The organism is Pseudarthrobacter sp. 05T312, assembly GCF_056396685.1.
On the sequence record NZ_JBFTLY010000011.1, the window covers coordinates 46,277 to 65,271 of the forward strand.

Annotated in this window: 16 protein-coding genes; 5 read left to right on the top strand and 11 right to left on the bottom strand. The window is 66.8% G+C overall.

Annotation, left to right across the window (positions count from 1 at the left end; all coding sequences use genetic code 11):
* Positions 1-5 precede the first annotated feature (5 nt).
* The gene (locus AC1DIP_RS14480) at positions 6-443 is read right to left on the bottom strand and encodes an RDD family protein (protein WP_476210561.1); all 438 of its coding nucleotides are present in this window, start codon (positions 441-443) and stop codon (positions 6-8) included.
* Between the two features lie 284 nt (positions 444-727).
* Between AC1DIP_RS14480 and glnA (AC1DIP_RS14485) the strand changes: the two genes are divergently transcribed.
* Positions 728-2,152 carry a type I glutamate--ammonia ligase gene (gene glnA, locus AC1DIP_RS14485; protein ID WP_476210560.1) on the top strand — a complete coding sequence of 475 codons (1,425 nt, stop codon included), beginning with the start codon at positions 728-730 and terminating at the stop codon, positions 2,150-2,152.
* A 273-nt stretch (positions 2,153-2,425) separates the two neighbouring features.
* Here the strand turns inward: glnA (AC1DIP_RS14485) and AC1DIP_RS14490 are convergent, their stop codons facing one another.
* Genes AC1DIP_RS14490 through glnA (AC1DIP_RS14500) form a run of 3 tightly spaced genes read right to left on the bottom strand, consistent with a single transcriptional unit; the run spans position 2,426 to position 7,313 of the window.
* Positions 2,426-2,962 (bottom strand): GNAT family N-acetyltransferase, encoded by a 537-nt coding sequence (locus AC1DIP_RS14490; protein WP_476210559.1) that lies wholly within the window; start codon positions 2,960-2,962, stop codon positions 2,426-2,428.
* Positions 2,952-5,963 carry a bifunctional [glutamine synthetase] adenylyltransferase/[glutamine synthetase]-adenylyl-L-tyrosine phosphorylase gene (locus AC1DIP_RS14495; protein ID WP_477734145.1) on the bottom strand — a complete coding sequence of 1,004 codons (3,012 nt, stop codon included), beginning with the start codon at positions 5,961-5,963 and terminating at the stop codon, positions 2,952-2,954. Before AC1DIP_RS14495 ends, AC1DIP_RS14490 begins: the two co-directional genes overlap by 11 nt.
* Positions 5,964-5,972: 9 nt before the next feature.
* The gene (gene glnA / locus AC1DIP_RS14500; protein ID WP_141160830.1) at positions 5,973-7,313 is read right to left on the bottom strand and encodes a type I glutamate--ammonia ligase; all 1,341 of its coding nucleotides are present in this window, start codon (positions 7,311-7,313) and stop codon (positions 5,973-5,975) included.
* Between the two features lie 277 nt (positions 7,314-7,590).
* On the opposite strand from glnA (AC1DIP_RS14500), the gene panB reads away from it, so the two are divergent.
* The gene (gene panB, locus AC1DIP_RS14505; RefSeq protein ID WP_476210555.1) at positions 7,591-8,478 is read left to right on the top strand and encodes a 3-methyl-2-oxobutanoate hydroxymethyltransferase; all 888 of its coding nucleotides are present in this window, start codon (positions 7,591-7,593) and stop codon (positions 8,476-8,478) included.
* A 15-nt stretch (positions 8,479-8,493) separates the two neighbouring features.
* Here the strand turns inward: panB and AC1DIP_RS14510 are convergent, their stop codons facing one another.
* Complete coding sequence (locus AC1DIP_RS14510; protein ID WP_476210553.1) at positions 8,494-8,658, bottom strand: SPOR domain-containing protein; 165 nt, start codon at positions 8,656-8,658, stop codon at positions 8,494-8,496.
* A gap of 119 nt (positions 8,659-8,777) precedes the next feature.
* Here AC1DIP_RS14510 and map point away from each other — a divergent pair, with 119 nt between their 5' ends.
* Both map and ppgK read left to right on the top strand, forming a co-directional pair.
* Positions 8,778-9,656, top strand: a complete 879-nt coding sequence (map, locus tag AC1DIP_RS14515) for a type I methionyl aminopeptidase (protein ID WP_476210552.1) — start codon at positions 8,778-8,780, stop codon at positions 9,654-9,656.
* Positions 9,657-9,767: 111 nt separating this feature from the next.
* Positions 9,768-10,571: a polyphosphate--glucose phosphotransferase gene (gene ppgK / locus AC1DIP_RS14520; protein ID WP_387566295.1), complete on the top strand. Its 804-nt coding sequence runs from the start codon at positions 9,768-9,770 to the stop codon at positions 10,569-10,571.
* A gap of 52 nt (positions 10,572-10,623) precedes the next feature.
* Here the strand turns inward: ppgK and nrdR are convergent, their stop codons facing one another.
* The 3 genes from nrdR to AC1DIP_RS14535 all read right to left on the bottom strand — a co-directional run bounded on the left by nrdR (position 10,624) and on the right by AC1DIP_RS14535 (position 13,174).
* Positions 10,624-11,127: a transcriptional regulator NrdR gene (nrdR, locus tag AC1DIP_RS14525; RefSeq protein ID WP_141160835.1), complete on the bottom strand. Its 504-nt coding sequence runs from the start codon at positions 11,125-11,127 to the stop codon at positions 10,624-10,626.
* A gap of 135 nt (positions 11,128-11,262) precedes the next feature.
* Positions 11,263-12,636, bottom strand: a complete 1,374-nt coding sequence (gene hisD, locus AC1DIP_RS14530) for a histidinol dehydrogenase (RefSeq protein WP_477734146.1) — start codon at positions 12,634-12,636, stop codon at positions 11,263-11,265.
* Between the two features lie 4 nt (positions 12,637-12,640).
* Complete coding sequence (locus AC1DIP_RS14535) at positions 12,641-13,174, bottom strand: hypothetical protein (RefSeq protein WP_477734147.1); 534 nt, start codon at positions 13,172-13,174, stop codon at positions 12,641-12,643.
* Between the two features lie 127 nt (positions 13,175-13,301).
* Here AC1DIP_RS14535 and AC1DIP_RS14540 point away from each other — a divergent pair, with 127 nt between their 5' ends.
* Positions 13,302-13,802 (top strand): flavin reductase family protein, encoded by a 501-nt coding sequence (locus AC1DIP_RS14540; protein ID WP_141160838.1) that lies wholly within the window; start codon positions 13,302-13,304, stop codon positions 13,800-13,802.
* Positions 13,803-13,875: 73 nt separating this feature from the next.
* Here the strand turns inward: AC1DIP_RS14540 and dnaE are convergent, their stop codons facing one another.
* From dnaE to lspA, 3 genes are read right to left on the bottom strand one after another with little or no spacing between them, the layout of a single operon-like run.
* Positions 13,876-17,433, bottom strand: coding sequence for a DNA polymerase III subunit alpha (dnaE, locus tag AC1DIP_RS14545; RefSeq protein WP_476210545.1), 3,558 nt, complete (start codon positions 17,431-17,433; stop codon positions 13,876-13,878).
* A 49-nt stretch (positions 17,434-17,482) separates the two neighbouring features.
* On the bottom strand, positions 17,483-18,409 hold the full coding sequence (locus AC1DIP_RS14550; protein WP_477734148.1) for an RluA family pseudouridine synthase: 927 nt from the start codon (positions 18,407-18,409) through the stop codon (positions 17,483-17,485).
* Entirely contained in the window at positions 18,402-18,974 is a 573-nt protein-coding gene (gene lspA / locus AC1DIP_RS14555) for a signal peptidase II (RefSeq protein WP_476210542.1), read from the bottom strand. Before lspA ends, AC1DIP_RS14550 begins: the two co-directional genes overlap by 8 nt.
* Positions 18,975-18,995 lie beyond the last annotated feature (21 nt).

The window sequence follows — 18,995 nt, forward strand, 5'->3', positions numbered from 1 at the left end:
GGGGATCAGCGCCGGATGAGGAGCGTATTCATGGCCTTGTCGTGCAGGCCGCGCTGGTCCGGGTCGAAAATGACGGCCGGGATGACCAGGCAGAGGAGCACTGCCCTCACCAGGCCGGCCAGCGGGCCAGGGGTGCCCCCGCCCGGCCTGATCACGGCTATGCCCATGATGCGGTGGCCGATGCTGTATCCGAGGGTTCCCACCAGCAGGGTCTGTTCGATGGCGAAGACAGCCAGCGTGGCCCAGGAATCGCCGCCAAAGGCAAAGTTGCTGATGAGCAGGGCGATGCCCCAGTCGATCATGATCGCAACGATCCTCCGCCCGGCCCGGGCGATGGACCCCGGACCTGACTCCGGCAGGCCCAGGCGCTCCCCCGGATATTTGGAGATGCCGGAAGTGTCCGGTCCGGTGAGCCAGGAGCCTATGTCTTTGCGATCTACCACCGTCCAAGTTTACCGATCCCGGCACCGGCGGCGCGCCCACACTGTGGATAGGGCTCGACCACAGTGTGGACGGACGATACCGTGGTCATAGCAGGGCATTCTGTAACCTGCCCGAAACAATGCGGACACGGACGGGAAATCCCGGATCCATAGTCTGTTAGAAGTTTCAAGCAATCCCCCGGCAGGTACACGCGACAGGGACAACAGGCGTTCTCCCTGATTTTGGATTGCGCTGGATCACATGGCGTGCATGCCAGATATTTACATATGCGTTAGGAGCATAGATGTTCAAGACTGCGGACGAAGTCCTCAAGTTCATCAAGGACGAAGATGTAAAGTTCGTCGATATCCGCTTCACCGACCTTCCGGGTGTCCAGCAGCACTTCAACGTCCCCGCGAAGAGTGTCGACGCTGATTTCTTCGTCAACGGACAGCTCTTCGACGGTTCCTCGATCCGCGGATTCCAGGGCATCGCCGAATCTGACATGCAGCTGATCCCGGACGTCACCACCGCGTTCCTGGACACCTTCCGCATGGAGAAGACCCTCGCGCTGAACTTCTCGATCGTCAACCCGCGCACCGGCGACCCCTACCACCGCGACCCGCGCGGCGTAGCCGAGAAGGCTGAGGCCTACCTGGCCTCCACCGGCATCGCCGACACCGCGTTCTTCGCTCCCGAAGCCGAATTCTTCGTGTTCGACAACGTCCAGTACCAGTCCTCCCCCGAGGGCAGCTTCTACAAGATCGACTCCGAGGAAGCCCACTGGAACAGCGGCCGCGAGGAAGAGGGCGGCAACCTGGGCTACAAGACCCCCGTCAAGGGCGGCTACTTCCCGGTCTCCCCCACCGACAAGCAGGCTGACCTGCGCGACGCCATGTGCGTCGCCCTGGACGAAGCCGGCCTTGAGGTCGAGCGCAGCCACCACGAAGTTGGATCCGCCGGCCAGGCCGAGATCAACTACAAGTTCACCACCCTGACCCACGCTGCCGATGACCTGCAGAAGTTCAAGTACGTCATCAAGAACACCGCTGACGCCTGGGGCAAGTCGGTTACCTTCATGCCGAAGCCGGTCTTCGGTGACAACGGCTCCGGCATGCACTGCCACCAGTCGCTGTGGAACGGTGGCGAGCCGCTGTTCTACGACGAAAAGGGCTACGCCGGCCTGTCCGACACCGCCCGCTGGTACATCGGCGGCCTGCTCAAGCACTCCTCCGCCGTGCTGGCCTTCACCAACCCGACGGTGAACTCCTACCGCCGCCTGGTCAAGGGCTTCGAGGCCCCGGTCAACATGGTCTACTCGCAGGGCAACCGCTCCGCCGGTATCCGTATCCCCATCACGGGTTCCAACCCCAAGGCCAAGCGCATCGAATTCCGCGCACCGGACCCCTCCTCCAACCCGTACCTGGCCTTCGCTGCCCAGCTGATGGCCGGCATTGACGGCATCCGCAACCGCATCGAGCCCCCGGCTCCCATCGACAAGGACCTCTACGAGCTCCCGGCCGAGGAAGCCAAGGACATCCCGAAGGCTCCGGGCACCCTGGAGGAAGCCCTGGAGGCCCTGCGCGAGGACAACGAGTTCCTGCAGGCTGGCGGCGTCTTCACCCAGGACCTGATCGACACCTGGATCGAGTACAAGTACGAGAACGAGATCCGCCCGCTGTCCCTGCGCCCGAACCCCTACGAGTTCGAGCTCTACTACGGCGTCTAGTCCGCGGCTTGCCCCGCAGGAGCGCTGAAGCAACGAAAGGCGGCCACCGATTCAACCGGTGGCCGCCTTTCGCGTTGTCCGGGCCGTCAGGCCGCGGACGGAGACCGTAAAGGTGGGGGCCCGCCTCCAGACGTGCTGAGACCGGGAGCCGGACCCCCTGACGAATGCCCCCCGAGACGAAGACTGTCCAGCCTTCCCCCCAACAAGGTTGAAGAACACCGCCATCCACATAATCGGGCAAACGCTTGCTAAGCGCAATGCCGGCCCGGCGCGTTACGCCGGCGCGGTGGGTGCGAAGCTGCGGAACATGGTCCGCTGCGGCCCCGCGGAACCGCCCAGGTACGGCCCGGCGTCGACGAAACCGGCGCGGCGGTAAGCAGACAGGCCTCCACGGTTCTCCTCATTGACGGACAGTACGACGCCGGACTCGCGGCTTTGGTGCCGGGCGGTGAGCCTGTGTGCGGCCTCGACAGCGGCAGTGGCCGCCAGCGTTCCCAGCCCCCTGCCCTGGTGCCGGCTGTCGATGAGGAAGCCCCGCAGGAGCCACGCCGAGGCATCGTCAGGCCACCCGGCCAGGCCGGCCGCCCCCGCCTGGAGCGTCAGGAGGCCGACAGCATCGCCACCGGACTCCACGACACAGGGGTGCCGTGACTCTTCCGCGAGCCCTGCCAGCGCCATGCGCAGGGGGTCGCCCACGAACCGTTCCTGGCCGGGCAGCAGCGACATGTCCGCGACCGCACCGAGCTGGATGGCCCGGGCATCGGCGTCCAGGTCGCGGAGCGGGATGAGCCAGACCCAATCAGTGCCCATAGAAGACACGCTCAAAGACAGCCCTGGCCCGCCGGCTGACCCGGAGGTAGTCCTCCTCCAGCGCAGCGGCATGGCCCGGCTCGTAGCCGCACCAGCGTGCCACGGCCTCGAGGTCGCGGCGCGAGGACGGCAGGAGGTCGGAGGCCTTGCCGCTCCAGATGACATTGGCCGACCGGATGCGGCTGGCCAGCCGCCAGGCCTCGGCCAACAGGTCGGCGTCTGCAGCGTCCAGCAGGCCAAGGTCCGCGGCGGCTTCCAGGGCCTCCAGCGTGGACGTGGTCCGGAGTTCCGGGTGCTTCCCGGCCTGCTGGAGCTGCAACAGCTGCACCAGCCACTCGACGTCGCTGAGGCCGCCGCGGCCCAGTTTGAGGTGCCGGGCGGGGTCGGCGCCGCGCGGCAGCCGCTCCGATTCCACCCGGGCCTTGATGCGGCGGATCTCGCGCACGTCCTGTTCCGCCACGGTCTCCGGGTACCGGATGGGATCGATCAGCTTGAGGAAATCAGCGGCCAAGGCATCGTCGCCGGCCATCGGCCTCGCCCTGAGCAGGGCTTGTGCTTCCCAGATGAGGGACCAGCGGCGGTAGTACTCGGCGAAGGAGTCAAGGGAGCGCACCATGGCCCCGTTCTTGCCCTCGGGCCGGAGGTCGGCGTCCATCTGGAGGACGCGTTCCGCCATGATGGCCGGCTTGAGGGGCTGGGTGAGCAGGCTGGACACCTTTGCCACGATGCGGGCGGCCTGTTCCTGCGCCTCCGCTTCGGAGAAACCCGGCAGGGCACGGTGGACGTACATGACATCCGCGTCGGACCCGTAGCCGATCTCCCTGCCGCCCTGGCGGCCCATGGCCACCACCAGCACGGTGGTCTTGAGCGGTCCGCCGGCCGAGACGATTCCCTCCGCCACCCGCAGCGCGCCGAGGACGGCGGCGCGGTCGGTGTCTGCGAGGGCCCTGCCCACGTGGTCCTGGTCCAGGAGGCCGGCGGAATCGGCGATGGCGATGCGGAGGATTTCCCGGCGCCGGATCAGACGGATCAGGCGCATGGCGCTCTCGGGGTCCTCGTGCCGTGACATCTTGGCGGTGATTTCCTGCCACTGGGCTTCGAAAACCACCGGAACCAGGTCCTTGTCCTGCCCCAGCCACGCCACGGACTCCGGTGAGACTTCCAGCAGGTCGGCGATCAGCCGGGAATTGGACAGCATGTGGCACAGCCGTTCGGCGGCGGCGTTGGAGTCGCGGAGCAGGCCAAGGTACCAATGCGTGGTGCCCAGGGCCTCACTGACGCGGCGGAAGGCCAGCAGGCCTGCGTCGGGGTCCACGCCCTCGGCGAGCCAGTCGAGCAGGATGGGCAGGAGCTGGCGCTGCAGGGCTGCCCTGCGGCTCACACCGGCGGTCAGCGCCTCAATGTGGCGCATCGCGCCTGGCGGGTCCTGGTAGCCAAGCGCCGCGAGCCGTCCCTGCGCCGCCTCGGGCGTGAGCCTGGCGTCCTCGCTGCTGAGCTTGGCCGCGGTGTTGAGCAGCGGGCGGTAGAAGATGCGCTCGTGCAGTTCGCGGACCGAGCGCTTGGTGCGCTGCCACGCGGACAGCAGGGTGTCCGGGGCGGGGCGTTCGTTGGAAAACGGCCCCAGCACCGCCTTGGCCAGGGAGCGCAGCGCCGGCTCCGCCACCGGCATGAGGTGGGTGCGGCGCAGCTGGAACAGCTGGATCCTGTGTTCCAGGAGGCGCAGGTAACGGTAGGCGTTGTCAAAGGCGGCGGCGTCGGAGCGGCCGATGTAACCGCCCGCTGACAGCGCGGCGATCGCCGAGGTGGTGTCCCGCCGTCGTAATGTCTCATCTGCCTTGCCGTGCACCAGCTGGAGCAGCTGGACGGTGAACTCGACGTCGCGCAGTCCGCCGCGGCCCAGCTTGATCTGGCGCTGCTCCTCGGCGGCCGGAATGTTCTCGGTAACCCGGCGGCGCATCGCCTGCACGGATTCCACGAAGCCCTCCCGCCCGGCCGAACTCCAGATCAGCGGGGCCACAGCTTCCTCGTAGGCCCGGCCCAGTGCAACATCGCCGGCGATGGCACGGGCCTTGAGCAGCGCCTGGAATTCCCAGCTCTCGGCCCACCTGGCGTAATACGTCTCGTGTGAGGCGAGAGTGCGGACGAGGGGCCCTGATTTGCCCTCCGGCCTCAGGTTGGCGTCCACCTCCCACAGGCCCGGTTCCCGGGCCACCGAGGAGATGGCGCGGGAGATGCCGCTCGCCAGGGCCGTGCCGATGGTGTTGGCCTGCGCATCCTCGAGGCTTCCGGCGTCCACCACGTAGATGACGTCGACGTCGGAGATGTAGTTCAGCTCCCGGGCCCCGCACTTGCCCATGCCGATGACGGCCAGGCCGACGTCGGCGATGTCGGCAGCGCTGTGCTGCTCCGCGGCTTCGGCGCGGGAGACCGCCAGGGCGGCCTCAATGGCGGCCGCGGCCAGGTCCGCCAGTTCGCCGCCCACCGATGGCAGGAAGTCCAGCGGGTCCGCGGCGCAGAGGTCTTTCACGGCGAGGTCCACCAGCCCGCGCCGGTAGGCGGTGCGCAAGGCTGCGTAGGCGTCCGTGCCCGTGGCGGCAGCAACGGGCCGGGCAGCACGCGGGTCAGCGCCAACGGACTGCAGGAGGGTGGCACGCAGCCGTCCGGGGTCTGCGGGCAGCGGCTCGGGACTGGCCCGGACCTCGAAGGCGTCCAGGTGCTCCGGGTGCCTGATGAGGAACTCCCCCAGCGCCTCGGAGGCGCCCAGCACCCGGTACATCGGTTCGCTTTCCTCCAGGTCGGCAGCGGCCAGGTTCCGGAGTTGCGGGTGCTTTTCAATCAGCCGGACCAGGGACTGCAGGGCGGTGTCGGGGCTGGCGGCAAGCTGCAGCCCGGCAAAGAGCCTGTCCTGGTCCAGCCCCTCGAGTTCGCGCGCGGCAAGGAACCGCTCGCCCTTCTCCAAGTCACTGAATCCGGCCGCGATCAGGCGGCGTGCCAGGCTCACGCCGGGCACCTAGAGGATGCCGAGGTTGCGCTGCAGCTCGTAGGGCGTCACCTGAAGCCGGTAGTCCTGCCATTCGGCGCGCTTGTTGCGCAGGAAGTGCTCGTAGACCTGTTCGCCCAGGATCTGCGGCATCAGCTCCGAGTCCTCCATGGAACGGATGGCATCGTGCAGGCTGGCCGGGAGCGGATCATGGCCCATGGCGCGGCGTTCAGCCGAACTCAGCGACCAGACGTCGTCCTCGGCTGCGGCCGGGAGGTCGTAGCCTTCCTCGATGCCCTTCAGGCCCGCACCGAGCAGGACAGCGTAGGCAAGGTACGGGTTCGCGGCGGAGTCGATGCCGCGGTACTCGATCCTTGCGGACTGGCCCTTGCCGGGCTTGTACAGCGGCACGCGGACCAGGGCCGAGCGGTTGTTGTGGCCCCAGCTGAGGTAGCTGGGTGCCTCTCCGCCGCCCCACAGGCGCTTGTAGGAGTTGACGAACTGGTTGGTGACGGCGGTGAACTCCGGGGCGTGCTTGAGGATGCCAGCGATGAACTGGCGGGCCGTCTTGGACAGCTGGAACTCGGCTCCTGCCTCGAAGAACGCGTTGCTGTCACCCTCGAACAGGGAGAAGTGCGTGTGCATGCCGGACCCGGGGTGGTCGGTGAACGGCTTGGGCATGAAGGTGGCGTACGTGCCCTGCTGCAGCGCGACCTCCTTGATTACGGTGCGGAACGTCATGATGTTGTCCGCCGTCTGCAGGGCGTCCGCGTAGCGAAGGTCGATCTCGTTCTGGCCCGGGCCGGCCTCGTGGTGGCTGAATTCCACGGAAATGCCGACCGATTCCAGCATGGTCACCGCGGTGCGGCGGAAGTCCTGGGCCACGCCGCCCGGGACGTGGTCAAAGTAGCCGCCCTCGTCAACAGGTACCGGAGCGCCGTTCGGACCCGGCTCGTGCGACTTGAGCAGGTAGAACTCGATTTCGGGGTGGGTGTAGCAGGTGAAGCCCATGTCCGCGGCCTTGGCGAGGGTCCGCTTGAGCACGTTGCGCGGATCGGCCGCGGAGGGCTCGCCGTCCGGGGTAAGGATATCGCAGAACATCCTGGAGGTCTGCTCGGTCTCGCCGCGCCATGGCAGGATCTGGAAGGTGGCGGGGTCCGGCTGGGCCAGCATGTCGGACTCGAAGACACGGGCCAGGCCCTCAATGGAGGAGCCGTCGAATCCGAGGCCTTCCTCGAAGGCCCCCTCCACTTCCGCCGGTGCCAGCGCCACGGACTTCAGCGAACCCACGACGTCGGTGAACCACAGGCGCACGAAACGTACGTCGCGCTCTTCGATTGTGCGCAGGACAAACTCTTGCTGGCGGTCCATGATGGCCTCTTCTCCGGTCAACGTCCATGCTCCGGGTCCGCGCAAAGGGGAAAGCCGGCAGCAGTTCACCATCACTGTACTAATCATTCGGCGCCGATGCTTGAGCCTGCGCCGTGCGTAACACACCATTAACCTGGCGGTTCCCCAATCGGGCCCGCGTACCGGCCCCTGCTGCGGTTCCCGGCCTCCGTTCGGTGCCGGAGCTATGGCGCTTATCACCTTTTGGCGGGGATGCCCGCGGTAGCTAGGACGGCCGGTACCGCACTACGCTCATCCCATGGCCTCCAACAGCTCCGACTCCAGCGCGTCCGCAGAAGTATCCGCCCCGTACGGCAACGGACCCGGCGTGCCGGTTCCTGCCGAACGGAAGCCCACCAAGGTCCGCATCCACCACCTCCAGCAGGCCAAGCGTGACGGCACCAGATTTGCCATGCTCACGGCGTACGAACAGTACACGGCCGAAATTTTCGACGCCGCCGGCATTGAAGTGCTCCTGGTCGGCGACTCGGCGTCCAACAACGTCTATGGCAATGAAACGAGCCTCCCGGTGACCGTTGACGAACTGCTCCCCCTCTGCCGGGCCGTGGCCCGATCCGCTAAACGGGCCCTGGTGGTGGCAGACCTGCCGTTCGGCAGCTACGAGGTCAGTGCGGAACAGGCTGTCGGCGCGGGCGTCAGGTTCCTGAAGGAAGGGCTGGCCCACGCGGTGAAGATCGAGGGCGGAAAGTACTACGCCCCCACGGTCCGGGCCATGGTGCAGGCGGGCATCCCGGTGATGGCCCACATCGGCTTCACGCCGCAGAGCGAACACGCCCTCGGCGGCTACCGCGTCCAGGGACGCGGCGATGACGCCCAACGGCTGATCGAGGACGCCCGCGCACTCGAAGAGGCCGGAGCGTTTTGCGTGCTGATGGAAATGGTTCCCGCGGAGACGGCCGCGGCAGTCGACGCGGCGCTGACCGTCCCCACGGTGGGTATCGGCGCGGGGAAGGCCACCACGGGCCAGGTGCTTGTCTGGCAGGACATGGCAGGGCTTCGCGGCGGCCGGATGGCCAAATTCGTCAAGCAGTACGCGGACCTGCGCACCACCCTGCACGACGCCGCCACCGCCTACGGGGACGACGTCCGCTCCGGTACGTTCCCCGGCCCGGAACACTCCTTCTAGGCAGGTAACAGCCGCTCAGTCGTCGTCGCCCTTTTCCCAGGCGGCGTTGCGCGCCTTGACCTTCTCGATGGCATGCTCCGCTTCTTCGCGGGTCTTGTAGGGCCCAATGAGCTGGCTCCAGTCCGAGAGCCGGTCTTCTTCCACTTCGTGGGTGTTGACGTTGAACCAGTACTCAGTCATCGTTGCTCCTCGTTCCGGCGACAGGAAACCGGGGTGATCCACGTAACACAAACACTTACGCGCACCCTCCCCAGCTTGTCGGTTGTTAGGCGTTCTGTGGTGCCTTATATGATCAATCTATGCCTTCCCTTGCCTCCACTGCACCCATTGGCACCCTCACCCCGGGTACCTTGAGTCCGCAGCGTCCCGTCCCGGCGTCCATCCCCCGTCCGGAGTACGTCGGCAAGCCGGCTCCGGCCAAATTCACTGGTTCCGAGGTCAAGAGCGCGGAAACCATCGAGAAGATCCGGATTGCCGGGAAGATCGCGGCGCAGGCCATCGTGGAGGTGGGCAAGCACATCCAGCCCGGCGTCACCACGGACGAACTGGACAAGGTAGGCCACGAGTTCCTGCTGGACCACAACGCCTACCCTTCCACGCTCGGTTACCGCGGCTTCCCCAAGTCCCTGTGCTCCTCCCTGAACGAGGTCATCTGCCACGGCATTCCGGACAGCACCGTGGTCCAGGACGGCGACATCCTGAACATCGACATCACCGCCTACCTTAACGGCGTCCACGGAGACACCAACTACACGTTCCTCGTCGGGGACGTGGACGAAGAATCACGGCTGTTGGTGGAGCGCACGCAGGAGTCCCTGAACCGTGCCATCAAAGCCGTGGCGCCCGGGCGTGAAATCAACGTCATTGGCAGGACCATCCAGTCCTACGCCAAGCGCTTTGGCTATGGCGTGGTCCGCGACTTCACCGGCCACGGCGTCGGGGAAGCCTTCCACACCGGGCTGATCATCCCGCACTACGACGCCGCCCCCGCCTATAACACCGTGATCGAGCCGGGCATGGTGTTCACCATCGAGCCGATGCTCACCCTGGGCACGGTGGAATGGGACATGTGGAGCGATGACTGGACCGTGGTCACCCGGGACCACAAGCGCACCGCCCAGTTCGAGCACACCCTGCTGGTCACCGAGGCCGGCGCCGAAATCCTCACCCTGCCGTAGCCTGGCCCATGCCCCACAGCGGGCACGTACCAGGCGCTACCCGGCCACCTGTCACGGGCCGCACCCCAGCAGCCCCCTTTCCTGCCCGCCCCTGTCAAGAACGGAATCACATTGGCCAAGAAGGACGAGAAGTCGCACAAGAACGCACCCCTGATCGGTATCGACATCGGTGGTACGGGCATCAAGGGCGGCATTGTCGACCTGAAGAAGGGCAAGCTCCTGGGCGAACGCTTCCGCGTGCCCACCCCGCAGCCCGCCACGCCTGAAGCCGTCGCCGAGGCCGTGGCCCTGGTGGTGGCCGAACTTTCGGCCCGCCCGGAAGCTCCGGAGGCCGGTTCCCCCGTGGGGGTGACCTTCCCCGGCATCATCCAGCACGGCGTGGTCCACTCCGCCGCCAACGTGGACAAGAGCTGGCTGGACACTGACATCGATGCCCTCCTCACCAAGCGGCTGGGCCGTCCGGTGGAAGTCATCAACGACGCCGACGCCGCAGGCCTGGCAGAAGCCCGATACGGGGCCGGGGAAGGCGTCGCCGGCACTGTCCTGGTGATCACGCTCGGTACCGGCATCGGTTCAGCTTTCATCTTTGACGGAAAGCTGGTTCCCAACGCAGAGCTGGGTCACCTTGAAATTGACGGCCACGACGCCGAATCAAAGGCGTCCGCCGTCGCCCGCGAACGGGACGGCCTGTCATGGGACGAGTACAGCGTGCTCCTGCAGCGCTACTTCTCGCATGTGGAGTTCCTGTTCTCGCCGGAACTGTTCATCGTGGGTGGCGGCATTTCCAAGCGCGCCGACGAGTACCTTCCCAACCTCAAGCTCCGCACCCCGATTGTCCCGGCGGTCCTGCGGAACGAGGCAGGCATTGTGGGCGCAGCCCTGGAGATCGCCCTCCAGCACAAGCTGGCCAAGTAGGAGTGGTGCCGGTGGCGGCTGCGGCTTCCCCTCCGCTGCCGCCACCGGAGTTTTAGAGGGGGCTCTTCTCGGAGCTCTTTGCGGCACCGGCTGCGCCCTTGGCGCCTTCGCCGGCCTCGTGGCGGAGCAGCGCAATGGCAGTCTCGAAGTCCTCGAGGGAATCGAAGGCCTGGTACACGCTGGCGAAGCGGAGGTAGGCGACCTCATCGAGTTTCTGCAGCGGCCCCAGGATGACCAGTCCCACTTCGTGGGCTTCGATTTCAGCGGCCCCGGAAGCACGGATCTGCTCTTCGACTTCCTGGGCCAGCATGGCGAGGTCGTCCTCGCTCACGGGACGGCCCTGGCAGGCCTTGCGCACGCCGTTGATCACCTTGCTGCGGCTGAACGGTTCACCGACGCCCGAGCGCTTGATGACGGACAGGCTGGTGGTTTCCACCGTGGTGAACCGGCGGCCGCATTCAGGGCACTGCCGGCGCCGGCGGATGGCCGAGCCGTCGTCCGTCATCCGGCTGTCCACCACGCGGGAATCAGGGTTGCGGCAGAACGGGCAGTACATGGCGTTCCCCCTTTTCGCTTGTGGTGTGCAACGGTGTGGAAGCCAGCAGCACCGCCGGGGGGCGATGCCGTGGCGTATCCCAGTTTACGGGCAGATCTTGGGTAATAACAATCCTGTAATTACTACATGTAGTGGTCACTGGTTGCCCGGGAACCGAGCTGTGACGGCGTCCCCGTGGGCGGGAAGGTCCTCGGCCCGGGACAGGCTCACGATGTGCCCGCGCACCTCGGCGAGGGCGTCCCGGCTGTAGTTGATGACCTGGATGGCCCGCAGGAAGGTGGTCACGTTCAGGCCGGAGGAAAAAGCGGCCGTACCGCTGGTGGGCAGCACGTGGTTGGAGCCGGCGCAGTAGTCACCCAGGCTGACCGGGCTGTAATCGCCCACGAAGATGGCGCCGGCGTTGCGGATGCGGGCGGCCACAACGGCAGCATCCCGGGTCATGATTTCGAGGTGCTCCGCGGCGTAGGCGTCACAGGCTGCGATGCCTTGCTCCAGCCCGTCGACCAGCACCACGCCCGACTGCGGGCCGGAGAGCGCCTCCTGCACCCTGGCGGAGTGCTTGGTGGCGGCCGCCTGCAGCGCCAGTTCGGCACGCACGGCGTCGGCCAGGTCCTCGGAGTCGGTGATGAGCACTGACGCGGCCTTGGGGTCGTGCTCGGCCTGGCTGAGAAGATCGGCGGCCACCAGGGCGGGCTGGGCGGAATCGTCGGCCAGAATGGCAATCTCCGTGGTTCCGGCCTCGGAGTCGATGCCCACGACGCCCTTGACCAGGCGCTTGGCCGTGGCGACGAAGATATTGCCGGGACCGGTCACCACATCCACCGGCTCCAGCGCCGGGCCCGCCCCGGCGGCTTCGATGCCATAGGCGAACGCGGCGATGGCCTGAGCTCCCCCGATGGCGTAGACCTCGGTGATGCCCAGCAGCGCTGCCGCCGCCAGGATGGTGGGGTGTGGCAGGCCGCCGAATTCCTTTTGCGGGGGCGAGGCCAAGGCAATGGACTCCACGCCGGCCGCCAGGGCGGGCACCACGTTCATGATCACCGACGACGGGTACACGGCGAGGCCGCCGGGAACGTACAGTCCCACACGGGCAACGGGCACCCAGTTCTGGCTCACCACGGCTCCGTCGCCGAGTTCGACGTCGACATTGCGTGGGCGCTGCCCATCCGCGAACTTCCGCGCGCGGCTGATGGACTCCTCCAGCGCGGCCCGCACGGCCGGGTCAAGCTGCTCCAGCGCTGCGGCGATCGCCTCCCCGGGAACCAGCGGGTGCTGCTGCTCCACGCCGTCGAACCGTTCCGCCAGCTCTGCCAGTGCCGCGAAGCCGCGCTGCCGGACGGCCGAAATGATCTGCAGGACCTTCTCCTCGGCGTCCGCCACGGTCTGGCCCTTGGCACGCGGCACGGCGGCCCGCAGGGCCTGGAGGGTCAGGTTGCGGCCCCGAAGGTCGATGGTGCGGAAGTCGACGGCGGCTGTCACGGGGGCGGGGAACTCCGGGGATGTGGTCACCGCTCTATTTTACGGGGCTGTTCGCCCCGGCCGTTTCCATCCCGGCTTCGTCGGGCTTCCTGCCGGTTGCTCCCACCAGTTCCAGGATAAAGACCGATACAGCGGTCGCGGCCGGCCAGAGCAGCAGGACCGGCCAGGCCCGCAGCGAGAAGGCGATACTGGCATTTGCTCCGGCGTCCACGGCAGGGCCCCACAGCCGTCCGGCCAGGACGCCTGTCCCCCAGGCCACGGCGCTGCCTGCCATCGCCCCGGCCAGCCCGGCCAGCAGGGCCGCCTGCGGGTCGGGCCGTTTGCCGTCGGCCAGGAATACGGCCAGCAGGCAGCCGGCGAGCACCAGGATGCCAGCGAGGGTGAGGTCGCGCGGCAGCCACGCCAGGGGCGCCGTTCCCGCCGCCAAGGCCGGATCCCGGGTGATCAGGTTCAACCCGCCCGGCGCCAGGATCCACCAGAGGAGTCCCGCCGGAATGCCTGCCGCCGCCGGGACCAGCAGCAGGGACCAGGGCAGCCGCCGCCTGGCGGGGCGGGCGAAGTTCGTCATGCAACACACCTTAACAAAGGTTCCTGCAAGGTCATCCGCGGCACTGCTGCCGCCCCCTGTTTTCCGGCCATGACCGCGGGCCAATACGCTTGGGGAAAGAGTTACGCCACCTAGTCCAGGAGTTCCGGTGACCGACAACAGCGAGCCGTTCGAGCAGACGTTCAGGGAGATGTTCCGCCGGCATGCCGCGGGCGTCGCCATCATCACCGTGAATTACCAGGATGAGCCGTATGGCTTTACCGCCACGTCGGTGGCGTCCCTGTCGGCGAAGCCGCCGCGCTTCACCTTCAACATGGCGCGCAGTTCCAGGTCCTGGCCGGCCGTGGCCAACACGCAGTACCTGGGCGTGCACATGCTGGGCCTGGACAACCAGGAGCTGGCAGCGCGCTTCGCCCGCCCCGGCAACCGCTTCGAAGGCAACCATTGGGAAATCGGTCCCCACGGGGTACCCATCCTGAAGGATGTCGCCGGGTGGCTGATCGGCGAGATCCAGATGCGGCTTTCGTTCGAGAACAACGCCGTGGTGGTGGTCCAGGTAGTGGACGGCCAGGTGGGCGGTGAAGGATCGCCGCTGCTGTACCACGGGGGCGCCTATGGGCAGCCGGTGCCGCTGGACTACGAGATCTGACCCCCTCGGACCCGCGCGGCACAAACGGGCGGCCGACGGCGGGAGGTGATTCCCGGCGTCGGCCGCCTGTTTGTCAGGCGTCCAGGCAGGCAGGGCCCAGCAGGACCTTCAGGTCGCCGAACAGCGACGGGCTGGGGTTCACCCGAAGGTGGACGGGCAGGCCCATGATTTCGGTCCGGGTGTCACCTTGCAGGTGCAGCCGGACCTCGGAGTTGCCCCGGTGGGTGCGCAGCACGTCCCCCAGCTCCGTGACCACGGCCTCGGTGGCCTTGTGCGTGGGCATGGTGATCACCAAGGGCCCGTGCAGCCCTTCGCTGAGGTCCGGAACGGAAAGCTCCATGCAGTTCAGCGTGATGGCGCCGTCGTCGCGCTTCTGGAGCCTGCCCTTGACCACTACGATCAGGTCCTCGGCGAGCACGGAGGCGATCGGCCCGTAGACCTGGCCGAAGAACATGACTTCGATCGAACCGCCCAGGTCCTCGATCTCCGCCCGGGCGTAGGCGTTGCCGCTGGCTTTCGCGATGCGGCGGCTCAGGGAGGTAATCATGCCCGCGATGGTGATGATGGCACCGTCCTGCGGGCCGTCCTCGCCCAGGATGGTGGTGATGCTCATTTCGGCGTGCTGGGCCAGGAGGCCTTCGAGCCCCTGCAGCGGGTGGTCGGAGACGTACAGGCCCAGCATGTCGCGTTCGAAGGAGAGTTTGTCCTTCTTCTCCCACTCGGGCAGGTCGGGAATCTCGATGCTGAGGGAGGCTTCCGATTCGGCCTCCTCGAAGCCGGCAAAGAGGTCGAACTGGCCGATCGCCTCGTTCCGTTTCAGTGTGATGACGGAGTCGATGGCCTCTTCGTGGATCATCGCCAGCGCCCGCCGGTGGTGGCCCAGGGAGTCGAACGCCCCGGACTTGATCAGGGATTCGATGGTTCTCTTGTTGCACACCACCGCCGGCACCTTCATCAGGTAGTCCTTGAAGGAGGTGTAGGCGCCTTCGCTCTCGCGTGCCGTGACCATGGCTTCGACGGCGTTGGCACCCACGTTGCGGATGGCGCCCATGCCGAAGCGGATGTCGTTGCCCACAGGGGTGAAGTTCAATGCGGACTCGTTGACATCCGGCGGGAGCACCGTGATGCCCATGCGGCGGCACTCGTTCAGGTAGATGGCGGACTTGTCCTTGTCGTCGCCCACGGAGGTCAGCAGCGCCGCCATGTACTCGGGTGCGTAGTGCGCCTTCAGGTACGCGGTCCAGTAGGAGATGACTCCATACGCGGCGGAGTGTGCCTTGTTGAAGGCGTAGTCGGAGAAGGGCAGGAGGATGTCCCAGAGGGTCTTGACGGCTTCCATGGAGTAGCCGTTGTCCTGCATGCCCTGGGAGAAGCCGGCGAACTGCTTGTCCAGCTCCGACTTCTTCTTCTTGCCCATGGCGCGCCGGAGGATATCGGCCTGGCCAAGCGAGTAGCCGGCCAGCTTCTGCGCCACGGCCATGACCTGCTCCTGGTACACGATCAGGCCATACGTGCCGCCCAGGATCTCCCTGAGCGGTTCCTCCAGCTCCGGGTGGATGGGAATGACTTCCTGGATCCCGTTCTTGCGCAGCGCATAGTCGGTGTGGGCGTTGGCGCCCATCGGGCCGGGCCGGTACAGCGCCAGCACGGCGGAGATGTCTTCGAAGTTGTCAGGCTTCATGAGCTTGAGCAGGGACCGCATGGGTCCGCCGTCGAGCTGGAACACGCCCAGGGTGTCGCCGCGGGCCAGGAGTTCGTAGGACGGGGCGTCGTCGAGCTCCAGGTTTTCCAGGTCCAGGTCGATGCCGCGGTTCATTTTGATGTTCTCGAGGGCGTCGGAAATGATCGTTAGGTTCCGCAGGCCCAGGAAGTCCATCTTGATCAGGCCCAGGCCCTCGGACGTCGGGTAGTCGAACTGGGTGATCACCTGGCCGTCCTGGAAGCGGCGCATGATGGGGATGACGTCGATGATGGGGTCCGAGGACATGATGACGCCGGCGGCGTGCACGCCCCACTGGCGTTTCAGGCCTTCGATGCCCAGGGCCGTCTCGAAGACCTTGGCCGCCTCCGGGTCCGTGGCGATCAGCTGCCGGAAGTCGCCGGCCTCGCTGTAGCGCTTGGAGTCCGGGTTTTGGATGTCCGCGAGGGGGATGTCCTTGGCCATGACCGCGGGCGGCAGGGCCTTGGTCAGCGTCTCGCCCATGCTGAACGGGTAGCCCAGGACGCGCGAGGAGTCCTTGAGGGCCTGCTTGGTCTTGATGGTGCCGTAGGTGACGATCATCGCCACGCGTTCGTCACCGTATTTGCGGGTCACGTAGTCGATGACTTCCGAGCGGCGCCGGTCATCGAAGTCGACGTCGAAGTCAGGCATGGAAACGCGGTCCGGGTTGAGGAAGCGTTCGAAGATCAGGCCGTGGCGCAGCGGGTCGAGGTCGGTGATGCGCATGGCGTAGGCGACCATGGAGCCTGCACCCGAGCCACGGCCGGGGCCAACGCGGATGCCGTTGTTCTTGGCCCAGTTGATGAAGTCGGCGACTACCAGGAAGTAGCCGGGGAACCCCATGGACGTGATGACGCCGAGCTCGTAGTCGGCCTGCTTGCGGACCTCGTCCGGGATACCGCCCGGGTAGCGGTACTGCAGGCCCTTGTCCACTTCCTTGACCAGCCAGGAGGTTTCATCCTCGCCTGGCGGGCAGGGGAACCGCGGCATGAAGTTGGCGTCGGTGTTGAAGGACACTTCGCAGCGTTCGGCGATCAGGAGGGTGTTGTCGCAGGCGTCCGGGTGGTCACGGAAGAGCTCGCGCATCTCCTGCGGTGACTTGAGGTAGTAGCCGCTGCCGGAGAAGGCGAACCTCGAGCCGCCGTTGTCGTAGGTGGGTTCCAGCAAGGTGGAACCGGACTGGATGGCCAGTAGGGCCTCGTGCGCCTTGGCGTCGTGCTCGTGCGTGTAGTGCAGGTCGTTGGTGGCCACCAGGGGCAGGTTCAGGTCCTTGGCGAGCCGCAGCAGGTCGCCGGTGACCCGCCGTTCGATGTCCAGCCCGTGGTCCATCAGTTCGCAGAAGTAGTTCTCCGCGCCGAAGATGTCGCGGAACTCGGCCGCCGCCTCGAGTGCTTCGCGGTACTGGCCGAGACGGAGCCGGGTCTGGACCTCGCCGGAGGGGCAGCCCGTGGTGGCGATGAGTCCTTCCGAGTAGGTGTTGAGCAGTTCCCGGTCCAGCCGGGGCCACTTGCCGAAGACCGAGTCCAGGGAAGCGATGGACGAGGCCCGGAAGAGGTTCCGCATGCCCACGTTGTTGTAGCTCAGGAGCGTCATGTGCGTGTACGAACCGCCGCCGGAGACGTCGTCCTTGCGCTGGGACTCTTCGCCCCACCGCACGCGTTCCTTGTCCGTCCGAGCAGTCCCGGGCGTTACATACGCTTCGACGCCGATGATCGGCTTGATGCCCTTGTCCGTGGCCTTGCGCCAGAAATCGAACGCGCCGAACAGATAGCCGTGGTCGGTGGTGGCGAGGGCCGGCATGCCCAGGCGCTCGGTTTCATCGAACAGCTCCCCCAGGCGGGCAGCTCCATCCAGCATGGAATATTCGGTGTGGGTGTGCAGGTGGACAAACGAATCATTGCTGGAACTCACCGCACTATTCTAAGCGCTGCCCCCGGCCGGTCCGGCCAGGCGGCCCGTGTCAGGCCTGGCCCGACTCCAGCACTTCCAGTGCGTAGGCCAGGTCCTGCGGGTACTCGCTGCTGACGGTGACCCGCTCCCCCGTCACGGGGTGGTCGAAGGCCAGCTCACGGGCATGCAGCCACTGCCGGGTCAGCCCCAGGGTGGCGGCCAGGCGGGGATCGGCGCCATAGGTCAGGTCACCGGCGCAGGGGTGCCGGAGCGCGGAGAAGTGGACACGGATCTGGTGCGTGCGGCCCGTTTCGAGGTGGACTTCCACCAGGCTGGCCTTGCCGAAGGCCTCCAGGACCTCGTAATGGGTCACGGAGGGCCGCCCGTCCTCGATGACGGCGAAACGCCAGTCGTGCCCGGGGTGGCGGCCGATGGGGGCGTCGATGGTGCCCGTCAGGGGATCGGGCAGGCCCTGCACTACGGCGTGGTAAACCTTGTCAACGGTGCGCTCCTTGAAGGCGCGCTTGAGGGATGTGTAGGCGCGCTCGGATTTGGCCACCACCATCACCCCGGAGGTGCCGACGTCGAGCCGGTGCACGATTCCCGCCCGCTCCGGAGCGCCCGAGGTGGAGATGCGGTACCCGGCGGCAGCAAGGCCGCCCACCACGGTGGGCCCCACCCAGCCCGGTGAAGGATGGGCTGCCACGCCGACGGGTTTGTCGACGACGACGAAATCGTCGTCGTCGAGCAGGATATTCAGGCCTTCCACGGCTTCCTCCACGACTTCAAGCGGGTCCCGCCGTTCCGGGACGGTGACCTCGAGGGTGTCCCCGGTGACGAGTTTTGCCGACTTGCCCAGGGCCTTGCCCCGATTGAGCACGTGCCCGTCAGCAAGCAGTGAGGCAGCGACGGACCGCGAGACGCCCAGGATGCCTGCCAGGCCGGCATCGGCACGTGCCCCGCCGTACTCTTCCGGGATAACGACGTGGTCAGTCATGGCCGGGCGTGTCCTTGGGTGCGCTCCCCAGCCGGGTCCCGTCCAGGGCGATCCCGCGGATGGTCAGGATGCAGATGATGGCGACGGCGGACACGACAGCGGAGTCGGCAATGTTGAAGATCGCGAAATTGGGAAGCTGGATGAAGTCCACCACGTGTCCCATGCCGAAGGACGGTTCACGGAAGAGCCTGTCAGTAAGGTTGCCCAGCGCCCCGCCCAGCAGCAGGCCCAGGGCCAGGGACCACCAGGCGGAGCCCAGCCGGCGGACCTGGAAGAGGATGGCGATGGCGACCCCGGCCATGATGATCGAAAACACCCAGGTGACGTTCTCTCCAATGGAGAAGGCAGCCCCGGAGTTCCGGATGAAGTACCAGTGGAGCAGCGGCGGCAGAACGGGGATCCGCTCCCCTTCCACCATGGTGGAGGTGACCCAGAGTTTGGTCAGCTGGTCCAGGACGTAGGCGAAGACCGCGAACCCCGCGAACAGGGACAGCAGCACGGCCCGGCGGGGGCGCGGCGAGGGTGGGACAGGGCGTGCCGCGTCGGCGGCAAGTTCGTCAGTCATGGTGCTTTCAATTCGTGGAAC

Bases quoted from the DNA above. Each gene is read 5' to 3' on its own strand.
- glnA (WP_476210560.1), top strand. From the start codon at position 728: ATGTTCAAGACTGCGGACGAAGTCCTCAAGTTCATCAAGGACGAAGAT.
- AC1DIP_RS14490 (WP_476210559.1), bottom strand. From the start codon at position 2,962: ATGGGCACTGATTGGGTCTGGCTCATCCCGCTCCGCGACCTGGACGCC.
- glnA (WP_141160830.1), bottom strand. From the start codon at position 7,313: ATGGACCGCCAGCAAGAGTTTGTCCTGCGCACAATCGAAGAGCGCGAC.
- panB (WP_476210555.1), top strand. From the start codon at position 7,591: ATGGCCTCCAACAGCTCCGACTCCAGCGCGTCCGCAGAAGTATCCGCC.
- AC1DIP_RS14510 (WP_476210553.1), bottom strand. From the start codon at position 8,658: ATGACTGAGTACTGGTTCAACGTCAACACCCACGAAGTGGAAGAAGAC.
- map (WP_476210552.1), top strand. From the start codon at position 8,778: ATGCCTTCCCTTGCCTCCACTGCACCCATTGGCACCCTCACCCCGGGT.
- nrdR (WP_141160835.1), bottom strand. From the start codon at position 11,127: ATGTACTGCCCGTTCTGCCGCAACCCTGATTCCCGCGTGGTGGACAGC.
- AC1DIP_RS14535 (WP_477734147.1), bottom strand. From the start codon at position 13,174: ATGACGAACTTCGCCCGCCCCGCCAGGCGGCGGCTGCCCTGGTCCCTG.
- AC1DIP_RS14550 (WP_477734148.1), bottom strand. From the start codon at position 18,409: ATGACTGACCACGTCGTTATCCCGGAAGAGTACGGCGGGGCACGTGCC.
- lspA (WP_476210542.1), bottom strand. From the start codon at position 18,974: ATGACTGACGAACTTGCCGCCGACGCGGCACGCCCTGTCCCACCCTCG.